We start from the raw sequence: 17,172 nt of genomic DNA, 5'->3' as shown, positions 1-17,172 counted from the left end.
AAGGCCGGACACTATGCTGCCTGGCTTTTTCCGGCCCAGGCTTTGCCCGAATTTTCAAACGCAGCCGGCTTGGCCGGCAATCCTGGCCCATGCCTGAATGCGTGGGCTGAAAGCCAATGCGGACTAGACGAACCGATGCAGACCCATATCCTGACGCTGAGTTGTGACGACAAGCCCGGTATCGTGGCCGCGGTAACCACGGAACTTGCCGGCATCGGCGCCAATATCGCCGAGAGCAACCAGTTCTGGGACCGCGAATCCAACCGTTTTTTCCTGCGCATCGCCATGGATGCGCCGAAGACCCATGACCGCGAAGCCATCGAGCGGGTGCTCCGCCCGGTTTCCGACCGGTTCGACATGCGCCTGTCGGTGGCCGATGCGACGCGCAAGCCCAGGGTCATCATCATGGTGTCGAAGTTCGACCATGCCATGCTGCACCTGCTTTACCAGATCCGCGTCGGCTGGCTCGATGCCGAGGTCGTGGCCATCGTTTCAAACCATGAAGCCAGCCGGGCGACGGCGGAGGCCTCGGGCATTCCCTATCATTGCTGGCCTGTGACAAAGGCCAACAAGGACGAGCAGGAGGGCAAGCTGCTGGGGCTGGTGCGTGACACGGGTGCCGATCTCGTGGTGCTGGCGCGCTACATGCAGGTGCTGTCCGACACGCTGGCGAAACGGCTCTATGGCCGCGTGATCAACATCCACCATTCCTTCCTGCCCTCCTTCAAGGGCGCGCGGCCCTATCACCAGGCGCATTTGCGCGGGGTGAAGCTGATCGGGGCGACGGCGCATTTCGTGACGCCCGATCTCGACGAGGGGCCGATCATCGAGCAGGAGACGGAGCGGGTGAACCACGCCATGAGCGCCGAGGACTTCGTGGCGGTGGGGCGCGACATCGAAAGCCGGGTGCTGGCGCGGGCCGTCAAGCTGCATCTGGAGCATCGCGTGATGCTGAACGGGCACCGTACGGTGGTGTTCGGCTGAAACGGACCGTCAACATGCGGCGATTGACCGGACGCGCGGGCTCGGCTACCAAATCGGGCGTTCTCAGGGCGGGGTGAAATTCCCCACCGGCGGTGACAGCCCGCGAGCGCTTCCGGTGACGGAAGGTCAGCAGATCCGGTGAAATTCCGGGGCCGACGGTGACAGTCCGGATGGAAGAGAACCGCGGATGGCAGGCCATTTCAACGGCCGGCCGGTCCATGGTCATGCTCTGGGACCTGATGCAACGCCAAAGGCAAGGGTTCCGCAATGTCACACATTTCCACCTCTCCCCGCATCGCCTTCATCAAGGCCCGCTGGCATGCCGACATCGTCGACCGTGCGCATGAAGGCTTCAGGCAGGCTGCCGCGCGCCTGATGCCCGGCGCCACGATTGACACGTTCGATGTTCCCGGCGCCTTCGAGATGCCGCTGCTGGCGCGCAAGCTGGCCGGTACCGGCCGCTATGATGCGGTCGTCGCCGCTGCCTTTGTCGTGGATGGCGGCATCTACCGGCACGACTTCGTGGCCGGCGCCGTGGTCGACGGCCTGATGCGCGCCCAGATGGACACCGATGTGCCGGTCTTTTCCGTGTCGCTGACGCCGCATAACTACCAGCCGGTCGATACGCTGACCGCCTTCTACCGCGAGCATTTCGTGACCAAGGGCGAGGAGGCCGCCGAAGCCGTTCGCCAGGTGCTGGACCTCGATGCGCGGATGGCCGGCGAAGCGATGCAGCAAAGCGCCTGACCGGAGCCAGTCCTTCCCGCTCTTCACGCGTGCCGCCGCCCCCGATCCGGGGTGGCGGCAGGAATGTCTTCCGCATGGATTGAAAAAAATTTCAATATGCGCAAAAAAAATCACTAGGCGAAAGCGTGCTGGTGTATAAAGCCTGTCGGCCCGGCAGGACGGCAAGGAGGAGCATGGCATGTCGACACAGGCGGAGACAGTCGATCTTTTCGTGATCGGCGGCGGGATCAACGGCGCGGGCATCGCGCGTGATGCCGCCGGGCGTGGCTTGTCCGTCGTGCTGTGCGAGAAGGACGATCTTGCCCAGGGCACGTCATCGCGGTCGGGCAAGCTGGTTCACGGCGGGCTGCGCTACCTGGAATATTACGAGTTCCGGCTGGTGCGCGAGGCGCTGATCGAGCGGGAAGTGCTTCTGAACGCCGCGCCGCATATCATCTGGCCGATGCGCTTCGTGCTGCCGCACAGCCCGCAGGACCGTCCGGCGTGGCTGGTCCGGCTCGGCCTGTTCCTCTACGATCATCTGGGCGGGCGCAAGAAGCTGCCGGGCACGCGCACGCTCGATCTGCGCCGCGACCCGGAAGGGGCGCCGCTGCTCGACCAGTTCACCAAGGGGTTCGAATATTCCGATTGCTGGGTCGATGACGCCCGGCTCGTGGTGCTCAATGCCGTGGATGCGGCCGAGCGCGGCGCAACCGTGCTGACACGCACCGCGGCCGTGACGGTGCGCCGCGAGGATGGCGCGTGGAGCGTGACGACCCGCAGCGAAGCAACCGGCGAGACCCGGCACTTCCGGGCCCGCTGCATCGTCAATGCCGCCGGCCCTTGGGTGATGGATGTCATCGGGCGCGTGGCCGGCGCGAATTCCCGGCGCAATGTGCGGCTCGTCAAGGGCAGCCACATCATCGTGCCGAAGTTCTGGAAGGGCTCGAATGCCTATCTCGTCCAGAACACCGACAAGCGGGTGATCTTCATCAATCCTTACGAGGGCGACAAGGCGCTGATCGGCACGACGGATATCGCCTATGACGGGCGGCCGGAAGACGTGACGGCGGACGAGAACGAGATCGACTACCTGATCGCGGCGGTGAACCGCTATTTCAAGGAGAAGCTGACGCGCGATGACGTGATCCATGCCTTTTCCGGCGTGCGTCCCCTGTTCGATGACGGCCAGGGCAATCCGTCGGCGGTCACGCGCGACTATGTCTTCGATCTCGACGAGACGGGCGGCGCGCCGCTGCTCAACATTTTCGGCGGAAAGATCACCACGTTCCGGGAACTGGCCGAACGCGGGATGGGCAAGCTGAAACCGGTTTTTCCGCAGATGGGCGGCGACTGGACCGAACATGCGCCGTTGCCCGGCGGCGACATGGCGAACGCCGATTTCGAGACGTTTCTCGACGGTCTTCGCCAGACCTATGCCTGGATGCCGCGCAGCCTGCGCGAACATTATGGGCGCGTCTATGGAACGCGGACGAAAGCCATCGTCAAGAATGCATGCTCGCTCGACGACCTCGGCCGGCATTTCGGCGGGCTGCTGCACGAAGCGGAAGTGCGCTATCTGGTGGAAAAGGAATGGGCGCAGACGCCGGGGGACATTCTCGAACGGCGCACCAAGCATTATCTTCACCTGAGCGATGCGGAGAAGGCGGCCTTCGCCGAATGGTTTGAAAGCCAGCGCTTTTCCGACGCCGCCTGAAGGAGCCGGAGCATCATGGGCCTGACGCTGTCGCTCAACACCAACCCGCTGGTCAACCGCTTCGCCGATCCGGACGACCTGATCGAAACCGTGGCGCGCGACATCCGCCTGCGTGACCTGCAACTGACGCATGAATTCATCAATCCGTCCTGGCCGGCGTCAACCATCCGCCGCCTGACCCGGCAGATGGAGGCTGCCTGCCAGCGCACCGGTGTGCGGATCACCAGCGGCATGACCGGCCCCTATGGCCGGCTCAACCATTTCGGCCATCCGGATGCAGAGGTGCGGCGCTACTACGTCGACTGGTTCAAGACCTTTGCCGACATCATCGGCGACCTCGGCGGCGTGACGGTGGGCACGCAATTCGCCATCTTCACCTATCGGGACTACGACGATCCGCAGCGGCGCGAGGACCTGATCCGCATTGCCATCGAGTGCTGGGCGGAGGTGGCGGACCATGCGAAGGCCGCTGGCCTGTCCTACGTGTTCTGGGAGCCGATGAGCGTGGGCCGGGAATTCGGCGAGACGATCGAAGCCTGCCTCGCACTTCAGGACCGGCTGACGGCGGCGAACATGGCCGTGCCGATGTGGATGATGGCCGATATCGACCATGGCGACGTGACCTCCGCCAATCCCGACGACTATGATCCCTATGCCTGGGCGCGGGCGGTGCCGAAGGTTTCTCCGATCATCCACATCAAGCAAAGCCTGATGGACAAGGGCGGACACCGTCCGTTCACGGCAGACTTCAACGCGCGCGGGCGTATCCAGCCGGAACCGCTTCTGGCGGCACTGGCGGAGGGCGGCGCGGCGGATAATGAGATCTGTCTCGAACTCAGCTTCAAGGAGCGCGAGCCGAACGACCGTGAGGTCATTCCGCAGATCGCCGAAAGTGTGGCTTTCTGGGCGCCGCATATCGACACGGGCGCGGAAAGGCTGAAACTCTGACGGCCGATTCGCCAATCAGGGAGGGGCGCCCGCCGGGCAGGCCATGACAAACAGCTTTTCCTTTCGCACCGCCACCGAGATCCTGTTCGGTCGTGGACAGGCGCAGGCCGCGCCACAACGCATTGCGGCCTTCGGCACGTCCGTGCTGCTGGTGCATGGTTCGAACCCGCGGCGCAGCGCCGCCCTGGCCAATGGCCTTGTGGCCGAGGGCTGCCGTGTGACCGGGTTTGCCGTTGCGGGCGAGCCGGATACCAGCATGATCGAAGCCGGCGTGGCGCTGGCGCGCAAAAGCGGCGCGCAGGTTGTCGTCGCCTTCGGCGGCGGTGCGGTGGTCGATGCGGGCAAGGCAATCGCCGCGCTGGTGCCGGCGCCGCGGCCGATGATGGATCACCTTGAGGTGGTGGGCAAAGGCATGGCGCTGGAAACCGACCCGCTGCCCTTCATCGCCATGCCGACCACGGCGGGAACCGGCGCGGAAGTGACGCGCAATGCGGTAATCGGCGTGCCGGAACACCGGCGCAAGGTGTCGCTGCGCGATCCGCGCATGCTGCCAGACATTGCCATTGTCGATCCGGCGCTGACCGACGATTGCCCGCGCGACGTGACATTGGCGTCGGGTCTGGACGCCATCACGCAGGTGATCGAGCCCTATCTTTGCACGCGCGCCAACGCGATGACGGACGCATTGTGCCGCGATGCAATCCCGCGCGGGCTTCTTGCGCTCAAGCGGCTGATGGAAGGCGAAGATGAGCGCGCCCGCGACGAAATGGCCTGGGTGAGCCTGTGCGGGGGGCTGGCACTGGCCAATGCGGGGCTCGGCGCGGTGCATGGCCTGGCCGGGCCGCTGGGCGGCCTGGCGGGTGCCGCACACGGAGCGATCTGCGGGGTGCTGTTGCCGCCGGTGCTGGTGGCCAATCGCCGCGCGGTGGCTGATCCGGCGCTCGTCGCGCGGTTCGACGAGGTGGCCGGCTGGATCGGACAGGCCTTCGACCTGCCACAGGGCATGTCGCTTGAAACGGCGGCTTCCGTACTGGCGCAGTGGTCGCGCGACAATGGCCTGCCGGCGCTGTCGGAAATGGGCGTGGATGCCGATGTCCGGGCGAGCGCGGCGGCGGCGGCGGCGAGTTCCTCGTCGATGAAAGCCAATCCGGCCGCATTGTCGGCAGCCGACCTCGACGCTGTGATGCTGGCAGCCGGCTGAACGTGAGGCGGTCTGCGCAGCGGCAAGCGGTGCGCAGACGCCTTTCACATTACAGGATCGTCTGTCCGGTTGCCGCCCAGTCCCTGGCGAACTGGTCCAGCCCCTTGTCGGTGAGGACATGGCGGGCAAGGCCCTTGATGACGGCGGCGGGGATGGTCGCCACGTCCGCCCCGGCAAGCGCGGCATCCTTGACATGGTTGGCCGAGCGGATCGAGGCTGCGAGGATTTCGGTCTTGAATCCGTAGTTGTCGTAGATCATGCGGATCTCGCGGATCAGCTCCATGCCGTCGATATGGATGTCATCCAGCCGGCCGACGAAGGGCGAGATGTAGGTCGCGCCGGCCTTGGCCGCGAGCAGCGCCTGGTTGGCCGAAAAGCACAGCGTGACATTGGTGCGGATGCCCTTCTGCGAGAAATGGCGGCAGGCCTTCAGCCCGTCCAGCGTCAGCGGCAGCTTGATGACGATATTGCCGGCGATGGCCGCGAGATGCTCGCCCTCGGCCACCATGCCGGCAAAATCCATGGCGGCGACTTCCGCCGAAACCGGCCCTTCCACCAGTGCCGCGATCTCGGCGATCACCTCCTTGAAGTCTCGGCCGGACTTGGCGATCAGCGACGGGTTCGTCGTCACGCCGTCCAGCAGGCCGTAATCGTTGAGTTCGCGGATTTCATCCACGATGGCGGTATCGACGAAGAATTTCATGGCGTTCCTCTTGCATTGGGCGGCCGCGAAACGGGGATGGCGGCGCATGCCAGGTTGCGGTGTCGCGGCGGATGGATAGGGCAGAATGTGATATTTCGCAATTAAAAATCACAAAATCACAAAAATTGTTTTGATAATGTTGCATCATGCGGTAGAAGGGCCGGTATTGTCAGGGTCGAGGAGGCAGGCCGTGAAGCGTGAGGAGCGCAGACAGGCGATCATGGATCTGCTGGTCGAGGATCGTGCGGTGGAGCTCGACGCGCTGGCCGAGCGCTTCGCCGTCTCGCGCATGACGATCCATCGCGATCTCGACGACCTGGAGCAGGCCGGCCTGCTGCGCAAGGTGCGCGGTGGCGCCACCATCGAGGCGGGCACCCGGTTCGAAAGCGATTTCCGCGTGCGCGAACGCCAGGATGCGGCGGCGAAAACGCGCATGGCGCGCGCAGCGCTCGACCTCGTCGAGCCGGGAATGACCGTCATGGTCAATGACGGGTCGATGGCCGGATTGCTTGGCAGCCTGTTGCCCGAGAAGCGGCCGCTGACCGTGATTTCCAACAATGGCGCCGTGATCGACCGCCTGCGCGGCGAGGCCGGCATCACGCTGATCGCCACGGGCGGCGTCTATTCGCCCAAGTTCAACGCCTTTCTCGGCATCGTCACCGAAGAGGCGCTGTTACGGATGCGGGCCGATATCGCCTTCATCTCCTCGCCGGCGGTTTCCGGGCTTCAGGCCTTTCATATGGATGAGGCGGTGGTGCGCGCCAAGCGCGCCATGATGGATGGGGCCCAGCGGCGCTGCCTGCTGGTCAACCACAGTCGTTTCGGGCGGACCGCGCTGCATCTGCTGGCCGATCTTTCCGCGTTCGATACGATCATGACCGATGACGCGCCCGAGCCGGACGCCCGTGCCGCGCTGGAACGCGCAGGACTTTCCCTCACAATCGCCATGGGTGACACAGAATGACCGACACTTCGCCGCTCTGGATCGGCACGAGCTGGAAGATGAACAAGACCCTGGCCGAGGCACTCGCCTTTGCCGATACGCTGGCCGCCGCCGACGGCGAGCGCGACGCGCGCATCCAGCGTTTCGTCATTCCGCCCTTTACCGCCGTGCGCGAGGTCAAGCGGGCCCTGGCCCCGACTTCCGTGAAGGTGGGGGCGCAGACCATGCATTGGGCCGACGATGGCGCCTGGACGGGCGAGATTTCCCCGGTCATGCTCACCGATTGCGGGCTCGACATGGTCGAGCTTGGCCATTCGGAACGGCGCGAACATTTCGGCGAGAGCGACGAGACGGTGGGACTGAAGGTGGAGGCGGCGGTGCGCCACGGGCTGATCCCGCTCATCTGCATCGGCGAGACGCTGGCCGAGCGGGAAGCGGGCCGCGCCCGCGCGGTTCTCGAGGCGCAGGTGCGCGGAGCGCTCAGCCGGCTTTCGGAGGCGCAGAAGCAGGCGCCCGTGTTGCTGGCCTATGAGCCGGTCTGGGCGATCGGCGCCAACGGCATTCCCGCCACCAGCGACTATGCCGACGCCCGCCAGGGCGAGATCATCGCCGTTGCGCAGGATGTTCTCGGGCGGCGCGTGCCCTGCCTCTATGGCGGCTCGGTCAATCCGGGCAATTGCACAGAACTGATTTCATGCCCGCACGTGGACGGGCTTTTCATCGGGCGTTCGGCCTGGCAGGCCGAGGGCTATCTCGACATCCTGGCGCGTTGCGCCAAATCGATCTGACAAGGAGACAGGACCATGAAGATTGCAGTCGCCGGAGACAGCGCGGGCGAGGGGCTGGCCAAGGTGCTGGCCGATCATCTCAAGGACAGGCACGAGGTGGAGGAGATTTCGCGCACCGAAGACGGGCCGGATGCCTTCTATGCCAACCTGGCGGACCGGGTGGCCAGCGCCGTCCTCGACGGCACCTATGAACGGGCGATCCTGATCTGCGGCACGGGCATCGGCGTGGCCATGTCGGCCAACAAGGTGCCCGGCATTCGCGCCGCGCAATGCCACGATACCTATTCGGCGGAACGGGCTGCCCTGTCGAACAATGCGCAGATCATCACCATGGGTGCGCGGGTGATCGGCGCGGAACTGGCAAAGGCCATTGCCGATGCCTATCTGAAGGAGACCTTCGACCCGGAAGGCCGCTCTGCCGGCAATGTCCAGGCGATCAATGACGTGGACGCGAAATACAACGCGCGCTGAGGCGCCAATCCATCCCCTCCCGGGACTTGACCGGGCCGCTGGCGCCGTCCTGGCGCCGGCGGCCCGTGATGACGCGGTTCATTCGATCTCGAGGCCGGGACCGCCGGGGCTCAGCCACAGCCCGATCATGCGGGCGGCTTCCAGCACGGCGTCCTTCAGTTCGCCATGCAGGCGCGCCTCGTCGACATAGGAATCGACGGCGGTGACGTTGATCGAGGCGACGATCTGGCCGAAGCCGTCGCGCACGGGCGCGGCCACGGTGCAGACCCCCTTTTCGAAAAACGACTGGCTGACGGCATAGCCGCGTTCGCGGTCGCCGCGCAGGATGAAGGCGAGTTCGCTCACTGTCTTGGGTGTTTGCGGCGTGAAGGCGGGCAGGCGGTCGTCCGGAAACATGGCGCGCAGTTCCGACTGGGTCAGGTCGCAGATCAGCATGCGGCCCATCACCGTTGCATGGACTGGAAAGCGGGTGCCGACCTGCACACTGCTGGCAATCGTGGAGCGGGCAGCATGGCGGATGACATAGACCACTTCCTTGCCGTCGAGCACCGCCATGTGGCTGGACAGGCCGGTCTGGTCGCGCAGGCGGCGCAGGATCGGCTGGGCAATGTCCACCAGGTCGTCGGAAACCAGATAACCGAAGCCGAGGCCCAGCACGGCGGGTCCGAGCCGGAACTTGCGGTCGCCGTCGGCGACCAGGAAATTCATCTGCTCCAGCGTGTGCAGCAGGCGGAAGGCGGAGGCGCGCGGCAGACCCAATTGGCGCACGATATCCGGCGCGCCAAGAACGGGCCGTTCGCGCGAGAACAGCATCAGGATCTTCAACCCGTGCTGTAGTGCGGGGACCAGATAGGGATCCTTGTCCTCACGCTGCGTGCTGCCGATTTCCGCCGTGTCGCCCATGCCTGGCCATTTCCCTCAGATGTCGAGGACCAGCCGGTCGCCCTTGCAGCGGGAAACGCAGATCATCATCGTCCTGCCCGCTTCCTGCTCCGATTTCGTCAGCACCGAATCACGGTGATCCGGCGTGCCGTCCAGTACGCGGGTTTCGCAGGTGCCGCAAATGCCGTCCTCGCAAGAGGTGTCGACGGAAACGCCGACACGCTGGATGGCGGCGGCGATGCTTTCGTCGGCAGCGACTTCGATCGTCTTGCCGGCCCTGTCGAGCACGACCGTGATGGGCCTGTCCTCGCCTTCGACCGCGATGACCCTGGGCGAGAAATACTCGACGTGAACATGGGTCTCGGGCAGGTGGGCCGTCGCGGCCTCGAAGGCGGCCAGCATTCCGGCGGGGCCGCAGCAGTAGAAATGCGTGCCGCCAGGCTGGTCCGCGATGGCGGCGGCAACATCCATCGGGCCGCCAGCAGTTTCGTCGACATGGAGGACCGGCGCGATGCCGAGCGCCTGCAACTCGTCGAGGAAGGCGGCGCGATCGGCCGAGCGCACGGCGTAATGAAAGGCGAAGTCGCGGCCAAGGGCGGCGAGGCGCCGCGCCATGCAGACCATGGGCGTAATGCCGATGCCACCGGCAATGAGCACGACCTTCGGCGCGTCCTCGACGAGCGGGAAATGGTTTCGCGGACCCGCGACGGGGATCACGTCACCGACGCGCAGCGTCCTGTGGATGAAAGACGAACCGCCGCGGCTGGCTGCGTCCAGGCCGACACCGACGGTGATGCGGTCGCGCAGTTGCGGGTCGCCCTTGATCGAATAGGACCGGGTGATGCCATTGGGCAATGTCAGGTCGATATGGGCGCCCGGCTCATATTCCGGCACGTCGCCGCCTTCGGGGAGGCGAAACTCGACCTCGAGCACGTCGCGGGCGGCCCATTCCATCCGGTGAACGCGCATCTTGCGCGCGGTGTGGTCGGTCATGGCGTTCAGTCCTGTTGCAGGGAGAGGTCGAGATTGGCGAAGGCGTCGATCTCGACAAGCAGATCGGGAAAGACGAGGCCGGAGACCTCGACCAGGGTCGAGACCGGATAGGTGGGGCGGAAGGCGGCCTTGCGCGCGGCGTTGACCTCGTCCTTGCGGGCGATGTCGGTGACATAGATGACGAGGCGGTAGATGTTGCCGGGATGGCCGCCGGCCGCTCTCACCTGCGCGAAGATCTTGTCGAGGCAGGCGCGCGTCTGGCCTTCCATGCTGTCGCCGCCAATGGCCTTACCGTCGGGGCCGCGTGCGGTCACGCCGGACAGCACGATCTCGCGGCCGATGACCAGGCCATTGGACCAGGATGCGCCGGGCGGTTCCGGCACATCCGGGCAGTCGATCTTCGCAAGGCCCGCCATCAGGCGCCGGCCTGCATTTCGGCTTCGAGCTGCTCGCGGGCCAGCGCCGCCATGCGGCGGCGCACCCGCACCAGGCCGAGGTCGTGCTGGTAGAGGATCTCGCGGCCGCGCGGGTCGACAAGGATGTCCTCCAGCATGACGCGGTCCTGTTCGAGCACATGATGGTGGCGCTCTTCCAGCCGGTTCTTGTAGAGGAAACGCCAGGCATCGCGCTGCCAGCCCTCAACCTTGCGGCAGCGCCAGTGGAAAATGGCGGCCATGCGCTCGTTGATGGGTGTGTACATGCCGACAATATGGAAATTGCCGCCCGGACCCCCGGTCTTCGGATAGGGGATTTCGAGGCGCAGCCAGTGAATGCCCGTCTCGCCCCATTCGGAAAAGTCGAAATTGACGCTGCGCTGGCCTTCCTTCTCGAAGATGAAACCGGTTTCGGTGTCGGTGATGACGAATTTCGCGGTGGTGTCACCGAAAATCATGGAATGCGACTGCTTGTGCAGGAAGGTGCCGTGCATCGGGTCCATGACGTTGTCGATGACGAAGCGATAGTCGCCCTGCCACTCGGCATAATTCAGGAAGTGGCTGTAGTCCGGATCGGAAAGCTGTTCCGGCGCGACGAAGGGCGCCGGGTCCGGGTTCGGGTTCGCGTCGTCGGAGACATAGGCGAAGATGACGCCGAACTGCTCGATGATCGGGAAGGTGCGTACGCAGCGCATGCCTTCCAGTTTGCAGCCCGGGCTGCCGGGCACCGAGACGGCGGTTCCGGTCTCGTCCACCTGTACGCCGTGATAGCCGCAGGCAATACGGTCATCGACGGCGATGCCGCGCGACAGCGGCGCCCCGCGATGCGGGCAGAAATCCTCAAGGCAGGCGACCGAGCCGTCATACTTGCGCCACAGCACCATCCGGTAGCCGAGGCGGAAAAGCGAGACCGGCCTGTCCTTGACGAAATGCGACGGGCAAATGGCCCACCACTGGTTGCGCAAGCCCACTTTCAGGCGCTGCTCGATCATTGCATCGGTGACAGTGGCGTCCTTGGTCTTGTCCAGCATGTTCCTGCTCCTATTCGCCGAGGCGCTTGAGTTCGGACAGGACCAGGTCGCCGGTCCAGGGGCGGCCGCCGGGCGACGGCACGGCATCGGCGATCAGGCTCGCGACGATGCCGTCGACATCGGTGACGCCGGCGGCGAAGGCCTTTTCCAGCGCATCGCCCAGCAGGTCTTCATATTCGGTCGGCTCCCGGTCCCTCGACTGGTGGACGACGATGTATTGGTCGGCCATGGTCATTTCCCTCCGTTGCGCACGCGTTCGCGGATCATCTCCCGGACCGGCACGAAATCGTAGGCCGGGAAACACTCGGTTTCGAAGACGCCCCAGGCGGAGCGCTCCAGTTCGACATTGACGACATTGAGCTTCGAGGGCGGCAGGCGCAGCGTGACGATCTGGCCGAAACCCATGGCGACAACCCAGGAAACGATCTCGACACCCTCGGGCGGAAAGCGCTCCCACCAGTCGGCATCCTTCAGCCTCGTCTGGATGGCATCGAGATTGTTCGACTGGTCGTGTTTCAGGAACACGGTCATCAGCATCGTCTCGCCGGCTGCGCTCACCCGCCCCTCCTTGGGATCGATGGCGTTTCAAATATGAAACAACTTATCGTTATTGAAACAATGCTACGTTCAATCTGCCCGGCTGTAAAGAGGCTTTCGGGGACGATATCGCACCTTACAGGGCCGGAAAGCGGAAGTATCTGCCTTCTCCAATTTTATGCTTGTCAGAAACGCCGACCACGCTTACCATTCAAATAACGAACATAATGTTCAGATATGAACAGTAAGGCGAGGGGGTCAGCGTGCCGGCATCGATCGAAAATGCGCCATCTTCCGCTGAAGGGCGGGCCGCGTGCGGCAACGGGGGCGGCCATGGCGCTTGAATACCGCAATGTCACCAAGGCTTTCGGCTCGAAGGGCGATGGCAACCTGCTGACGGCGATCAAGGATATTTCCTTCACTGCCGCGGAGGGCGAGTTCGTCGCCATTGTCGGGCCGTCGGGCTGCGGCAAGAGCACGATGCTCAACATGACGGCCGGCCTCTACCAGCCGACCAGCGGCGAGGTTTATGTCTCGGGCGAGCTCGTGACGCGGCCGAATTCCCATGTCGGCTTCATGTTGCAGAAGGATCTTCTGCTGCCCTGGCGCACGATCGAGCAGAATGTATGCTTCGGCCTGGAGGCGCGCGGCGTCCGGCAGGCGGAATGCCGCGAGCGGGCATCGGCGATGCTGGACCGCTGCCACCTGCATGGTTTCGGCGATTACTATCCGCACCAGCTTTCCGGCGGCATGCGCCAACGCGCGGCGCTGGCGCGCACGCTGGTGATCGAGCCGGACGTCATCCTGCTGGACGAGCCGTTCTCGGCGCTCGACGCGCAGACGAAGATCATCATCCAGCGCAATTTCGCCGCCACCATCGAGCAGGAAAACATCACCACGCTTCTCATCACCCACGATCTGGCGGAGGCGGCCTTCATGGCCGACCGCATTCTCGTGCTGTCGCAGCGCCCGGGTACGATCGTGGAGGAGATCAGGGTCGATCTGCCGGACCGGGGAAACCCGACGGCGCGGCGGCAGAATCCCAAGGCGCAGGTCTACATCAACCGGATGTTCGAGATCCTGAAGCTGAAGGATCAGGAAGAGCTCGCGTGAACCGAAGCACTGGAAAAACAAAGAGGGTGAACATGAAGAAACTGCTGAGAACCATCGTCACGGCTGTCTCGCTTGCGGCCATGGCCGGGGCCGCGACGGCCGCGGAAAAAATGACCTATCTCTTCCCGGCGCCGGATTTCCTGCCGGCCTTCGCGCCGTTCAAGATCGCCATGGCAAAGGGCTATTACACCGATGCCGGCCTGGATGTGACCTTCCAGGTGGGCAAGGGCGGCGCCGATGTCGCCAAGCAGGTGGGCGTCGGCAATGCGGAGCTGGGCGGCGGCATTGGCGACACCGCCATCATCGTGCGCGCCAACGGCCTGCCGATCCGCGGTGTCGCCGTGCTGGGCGCCAAGGCGCTGACGCAGATCTACTGGCGCAAGGATGCCGGCGTGAACTCGCTGGCGGACCTGAAGGGCAAGTCGGTGGGCGTGCTGTCCTTCCAGGACACCACCTATTACAACCTGCTGGCCGCGCTGGCGAGCGTGGGCCTGACCAAGAACGACGTCGATATCCAGGCGGTCGGTCCGGCCGGCATCATCCAGCTCATGATCTCGGGCGACACGCAGGCCATGTCCGGCACTGTCGAATGGGCCGGTGCGGTGCGCGCGGCTGGCGTCGATGTGCAGATGCTGCCCATCAACGACATCTTCCCCGCGATGGCGCAGGCGATCATCGCCTCCGACACGATGATCGCCGAGAAGCCGGAGATGGTGAAGGCCTTCGTGCAGGCCACCATCAAGGGCTATGTCGATGTCATCAACGACCCCGAGCAGGCGGCCAGGGATTATGTCGCTGCCGTGCCGCAGCATGCCGGCAAGGAGAAGGTCATGGAGGCCATCATGCGCGGCTACATCGACCTCGTCTATGGCACCGACACCGCGACGTTCGGCATGTTCGACGAGACGCGGATGAAGGCAGTGCAGGACTTCTACCTGAAGAACGACATCGTGCGCGAGGCGGTGCCGATCGCCGATACCTATACCAACCAGTTCGTCGCCCGGTAACGGCCTGACGCATTGGCAGGGCGCGGCTTCAGCCGCCGCGCCCGCATCCTCGTGAAGCGCTTCGGCGGCAAGCCTTCAACAGAACCTCTTTTGCCTGTCTGGACCGGGACCGATGAAAAACACCGTTCTCATGACGACACTCGTGGTCGCCCTCCTGTTTCTGCTGGCCTGGGAATTCGTCCCGCCGGCGCTCGGCGTACCGCGCTACATCATCCCGACGGCCAGCCAGTGCCTTGAGGAACTGATCCGCAACATCCGTCTGGACAATCTGGGCGGGCATCTGCTGTCCACCTTCGTCATGACGCTGATCGGCTTTGCGGTGGGCAGTTTCCTGGGTGCCGTCATCGGCTACCTGCTCGGCATGTCCATCTTCTGGGAGCGGGTGCTCTCGCCCTATATCCTGGCGCTGCAGATCGCGCCGAAAGTGGCCTTCGCGCCGCTGTTCATCATGTGGTTCGGCTTCACGTTCTGGCCGAAACTTCTGGTGACGATCCTGATCGTCTTCTTCCCCATCCTCGTCAACGTGCTGCAGGCCATGAAGACGGTGGATCGCGACATCATCAACCTGGCGCGCGCCTACAACCTGACGCGCTGGCAGATCTTCCGCAAGATCGAATTCCCCTCGACGCTGCCCTCGCTGCTGGCGGGATTGCGCATCGGCTCCACGCTTGCCGTGATCGGCGTGACGGTGGGCGAACTGGTGGGCGGCAATACCGGGCTCGGCTTCCTCATCTCCTATGGCGAGGGGCAGGCGAATGCCGCCATGGTGTTCAACGCGATCCTCCTGCTCACGCTGATCGGCATCGTGCTCTACACCGCCGTGACCTGGGTGGAGAAGCGCCTGCTGCATTACATTCCGAAGGCGGAGCACTGACCGATGTCAGCCGCGCGCACTCCCGCACCCAGCTACAGCGTGCTGATCGCCGGCGCCGGCATTGCCGGCTGTGCCGCGGCCATCGCGCTTGCGCGGGACGGGCACCATGTCCGCGTGGTGGAGAAGCAGCGGGAATGGCGCTTTCTCAGCTCCGGCATCTTCGTCTATTCCAACGGGCTGGAGAGCCTTCACGATCTCGGGGTGCTCGATGCGATCCTGGAGGCTGGCTTCGCGATTCCTGGCGGGCGCAACGCCTATTTCGATCATCGCGGAACGCCGATCATCAACGTCACCTATCCTGAAGGGCAGACGCCCGGCGTTCCGGGCATCCTCGGCATCAAGCGGGCCGAACTGCACCGCGTTCTGGCCACTGAAATGGCTGCGCTGGGTGTTCAGGTGGAACTGGGCACGACGGTCGAGGCAATCGAGACCGGCGGCCATGGCGCGGATGTGCGCCTGAGCGACGGACGCCGTGCGACCTTCGACCTGGTGATCGGGGCCGACGGCATCCGCAGTGCCATGCGCCCGATGATCGGCATCGGCGTCGAGCCGCGCCATACCGGTTTCGGTGTCTGGCGTGCCGTGCATGACCGGCCCCCGGAACTCGTCGAGAAGATCATGCTGATGGGGCCGGGCAAGCGGTTCGGCATCATGCCGATCAGCGACGACAAGCTCTATACGTTCGGAACGGTGGCGGAGCCCAAGGACCGCCGCTTCGATCCTGCCGAATGGCCGCAAACGATGCGTGCCCGCTTTGCCGAGTTTGACGGACCGGCGCGGCCCTTCCTCGATGACACGGGGCCGCATAGCGAGGTTTTCTACACCGCGGTGGAGGAAGTGGCGCTGCCGTTGCCGTGGCATCGCGGCCGGGTGCTGCTGATCGGCGATGCCGCCCATGCTTCCACACCCTTCATGGGCCAGGGCGGCGCCATGGCGATGGAGGACGGTGTGGTGCTGGCGCGGCTTCTTGCCGTCACGGATGACATTGATGCCGCGCTGACCCGGTTCGGCCAATTGCGCGCACCGGTCTGCACCTTCGTGCAGGATGTTTCGCGGGCGGTCGGAGAGGCCGGCGCACGCGAGGACGCAGCGGCGCTGGCCGGCCGCGACGCACGGATGCGGCGCGAGGCGCAAGGCGCCGTCGACGATTTCTACGCCCGGCTTCGTGACTTCCGCCACGAGACGGACGAGGCCATTCGCGCTTTCGGCGAGACGAGCGCGCGCAAGAGACGAATTTCCGTTTGTGAAACCCCAGGAGGTGTATCATGACTGCAGCCCCGACCATGCCGACCATCAATCCCGATGACGTACAGATCCCCGACGGCATGAGCCTTGGCGACTGGATCGAAAGCCGCGTTGCGCGCTACGAGACCCGCAAGCTGGACTGGAACGCGCTGAAGTTCCAGGCCGATTACGACCCGAAATACCGTCGCGCGCAGATGCGCTACATCGGCACCGGCGCCACGGGCGTGAAGAGCGACAGCAATGTCATTCCGGCCGAGCATTTCACCTTCTCGACGATGGTGCTGCCGGCCGGCTGCGAAGGGCCGCTGCATATCCACACCGATGCCGAGGAAGTGTTCTTCATCCTGCGCGGCCACAAGATCCGTCTGTTCATCGAGCACAAGGGCGAGACGGTCGAGACGGTTCTCACCGAGCGCGACATCATCTCCGTGCCGCCCGGCGTCTATCGCGGGCTGGTGAACGAAGGCATCGAGGAAGCGCTGATGTGCGTCATCATCGGCAATCCCAAGCCGGTGACGCCCACCTATCCGCCGGAGCATCCGCTCGCCAAGATCAAGCGCAATTGAGAAAGGCCG

General features: G+C 64.6%; 20 protein-coding genes and 1 riboswitch. Of the genes, 13 read left to right on the top strand and 7 right to left on the bottom strand.

What is annotated here, in order from left to right; translation table 11 throughout:
- The first annotated feature begins 135 nt into the window (after positions 1-135).
- From purU to R3D65_RS14785, 5 genes are all read left to right on the top strand, one after another.
- On the top strand, positions 136-984 hold the full coding sequence (gene purU / locus R3D65_RS14805) for a formyltetrahydrofolate deformylase (RefSeq protein ID WP_371276013.1): 849 nt from the start codon (positions 136-138) through the stop codon (positions 982-984).
- Positions 985-1,039: 55 nt separating this feature from the next.
- Positions 1,040-1,170, top strand: a riboswitch (FMN riboswitch).
- Between the two features lie 81 nt (positions 1,171-1,251).
- Positions 1,252-1,731 (top strand): 6,7-dimethyl-8-ribityllumazine synthase, encoded by a 480-nt coding sequence (locus tag R3D65_RS14800; RefSeq protein ID WP_371276012.1) that lies wholly within the window; start codon positions 1,252-1,254, stop codon positions 1,729-1,731.
- Between the two features lie 178 nt (positions 1,732-1,909).
- The gene (locus tag R3D65_RS14795) at positions 1,910-3,427 is read left to right on the top strand and encodes a glycerol-3-phosphate dehydrogenase (protein ID WP_371276011.1); all 1,518 of its coding nucleotides are present in this window, start codon (positions 1,910-1,912) and stop codon (positions 3,425-3,427) included.
- 15 nt (positions 3,428-3,442) lie between these two features.
- Positions 3,443-4,375, top strand: coding sequence for a sugar phosphate isomerase/epimerase family protein (locus R3D65_RS14790; RefSeq protein ID WP_371276010.1), 933 nt, complete (start codon positions 3,443-3,445; stop codon positions 4,373-4,375).
- A 43-nt stretch (positions 4,376-4,418) separates the two neighbouring features.
- Positions 4,419-5,576, top strand: a complete 1,158-nt coding sequence (locus R3D65_RS14785; RefSeq protein WP_371276009.1) for an iron-containing alcohol dehydrogenase — start codon at positions 4,419-4,421, stop codon at positions 5,574-5,576.
- A gap of 49 nt (positions 5,577-5,625) precedes the next feature.
- On the opposite strand, the gene fsa is transcribed toward R3D65_RS14785, so the two are convergent.
- Positions 5,626-6,279 carry a fructose-6-phosphate aldolase gene (fsa, locus tag R3D65_RS14780; RefSeq protein ID WP_371276008.1) on the bottom strand — a complete coding sequence of 218 codons (654 nt, stop codon included), beginning with the start codon at positions 6,277-6,279 and terminating at the stop codon, positions 5,626-5,628.
- A 190-nt stretch (positions 6,280-6,469) separates the two neighbouring features.
- On the opposite strand from fsa, the gene R3D65_RS14775 reads away from it, so the two are divergent.
- The 3 genes from R3D65_RS14775 to R3D65_RS14765 are packed head-to-tail and all read left to right on the top strand — an operon-like array spanning position 6,470 to position 8,481.
- Positions 6,470-7,243, top strand: coding sequence for a DeoR/GlpR family DNA-binding transcription regulator (locus tag R3D65_RS14775; protein WP_371276007.1), 774 nt, complete (start codon positions 6,470-6,472; stop codon positions 7,241-7,243).
- Positions 7,240-8,010 carry a triose-phosphate isomerase gene (locus tag R3D65_RS14770; RefSeq protein ID WP_371276006.1) on the top strand — a complete coding sequence of 257 codons (771 nt, stop codon included), beginning with the start codon at positions 7,240-7,242 and terminating at the stop codon, positions 8,008-8,010. The genes R3D65_RS14775 and R3D65_RS14770 overlap by 4 nt, the downstream gene beginning before the upstream one ends.
- A gap of 15 nt (positions 8,011-8,025) precedes the next feature.
- Entirely contained in the window at positions 8,026-8,481 is a 456-nt protein-coding gene (locus R3D65_RS14765) for an RpiB/LacA/LacB family sugar-phosphate isomerase (protein WP_371276005.1), read from the top strand.
- 78 nt (positions 8,482-8,559) lie between these two features.
- Here the strand turns inward: R3D65_RS14765 and R3D65_RS14760 are convergent, their stop codons facing one another.
- From R3D65_RS14760 to R3D65_RS14735, 6 genes are read right to left on the bottom strand one after another with little or no spacing between them, the layout of a single operon-like run.
- Positions 8,560-9,384, bottom strand: a complete 825-nt coding sequence (locus R3D65_RS14760) for an IclR family transcriptional regulator (RefSeq protein WP_371276004.1) — start codon at positions 9,382-9,384, stop codon at positions 8,560-8,562.
- A 15-nt stretch (positions 9,385-9,399) separates the two neighbouring features.
- Positions 9,400-10,356 carry a 2Fe-2S iron-sulfur cluster-binding protein gene (locus R3D65_RS14755; protein WP_371276003.1) on the bottom strand — a complete coding sequence of 319 codons (957 nt, stop codon included), beginning with the start codon at positions 10,354-10,356 and terminating at the stop codon, positions 9,400-9,402.
- 5 nt (positions 10,357-10,361) lie between these two features.
- Positions 10,362-10,772 carry a RidA family protein gene (locus R3D65_RS14750; protein WP_371276002.1) on the bottom strand — a complete coding sequence of 137 codons (411 nt, stop codon included), beginning with the start codon at positions 10,770-10,772 and terminating at the stop codon, positions 10,362-10,364.
- Positions 10,772-11,821 carry a Rieske 2Fe-2S domain-containing protein gene (locus R3D65_RS14745; RefSeq protein WP_371276001.1) on the bottom strand — a complete coding sequence of 350 codons (1,050 nt, stop codon included), beginning with the start codon at positions 11,819-11,821 and terminating at the stop codon, positions 10,772-10,774. Before R3D65_RS14745 ends, R3D65_RS14750 begins: the two co-directional genes overlap by 1 nt.
- Before the next feature lie 10 nt (positions 11,822-11,831).
- Complete coding sequence (locus tag R3D65_RS14740) at positions 11,832-12,050, bottom strand: recombinase-like helix-turn-helix domain-containing protein (RefSeq protein WP_371276000.1); 219 nt, start codon at positions 12,048-12,050, stop codon at positions 11,832-11,834.
- A 2-nt stretch (positions 12,051-12,052) separates the two neighbouring features.
- Positions 12,053-12,379: a hypothetical protein gene (locus R3D65_RS14735; RefSeq protein WP_371275999.1), complete on the bottom strand. Its 327-nt coding sequence runs from the start codon at positions 12,377-12,379 to the stop codon at positions 12,053-12,055.
- 261 nt (positions 12,380-12,640) lie between these two features.
- Here R3D65_RS14735 and R3D65_RS14730 point away from each other — a divergent pair, with 261 nt between their 5' ends.
- From R3D65_RS14730 to R3D65_RS14710, 5 genes are all read left to right on the top strand, one after another.
- Complete coding sequence (locus R3D65_RS14730) at positions 12,641-13,471, top strand: ABC transporter ATP-binding protein (protein ID WP_371275998.1); 831 nt, start codon at positions 12,641-12,643, stop codon at positions 13,469-13,471.
- A 32-nt stretch (positions 13,472-13,503) separates the two neighbouring features.
- Complete coding sequence (locus R3D65_RS14725; RefSeq protein WP_371275997.1) at positions 13,504-14,478, top strand: ABC transporter substrate-binding protein; 975 nt, start codon at positions 13,504-13,506, stop codon at positions 14,476-14,478.
- Between the two features lie 112 nt (positions 14,479-14,590).
- On the top strand, positions 14,591-15,352 hold the full coding sequence (locus R3D65_RS14720) for an ABC transporter permease (RefSeq protein WP_371275996.1): 762 nt from the start codon (positions 14,591-14,593) through the stop codon (positions 15,350-15,352).
- 3 nt (positions 15,353-15,355) lie between these two features.
- Positions 15,356-16,621, top strand: a complete 1,266-nt coding sequence (locus R3D65_RS14715) for an FAD-dependent monooxygenase (RefSeq protein WP_371275994.1) — start codon at positions 15,356-15,358, stop codon at positions 16,619-16,621.
- Entirely contained in the window at positions 16,618-17,163 is a 546-nt protein-coding gene (locus R3D65_RS14710; protein ID WP_371275993.1) for a cupin domain-containing protein, read from the top strand. Before R3D65_RS14715 ends, R3D65_RS14710 begins: the two co-directional genes overlap by 4 nt.
- Positions 17,164-17,172: the final 9 nt, after the last annotated feature.

It is taken from the genome of Zhengella sp. (genome assembly GCF_041397485.1).
Taxonomy (GTDB): domain Bacteria; phylum Pseudomonadota; class Alphaproteobacteria; order Rhizobiales; family Rhizobiaceae; genus Zhengella.
The sequence above is the reverse complement of the archived record's forward strand: the minus strand, read 5'-3'. Positions and strand labels throughout refer to the sequence as shown.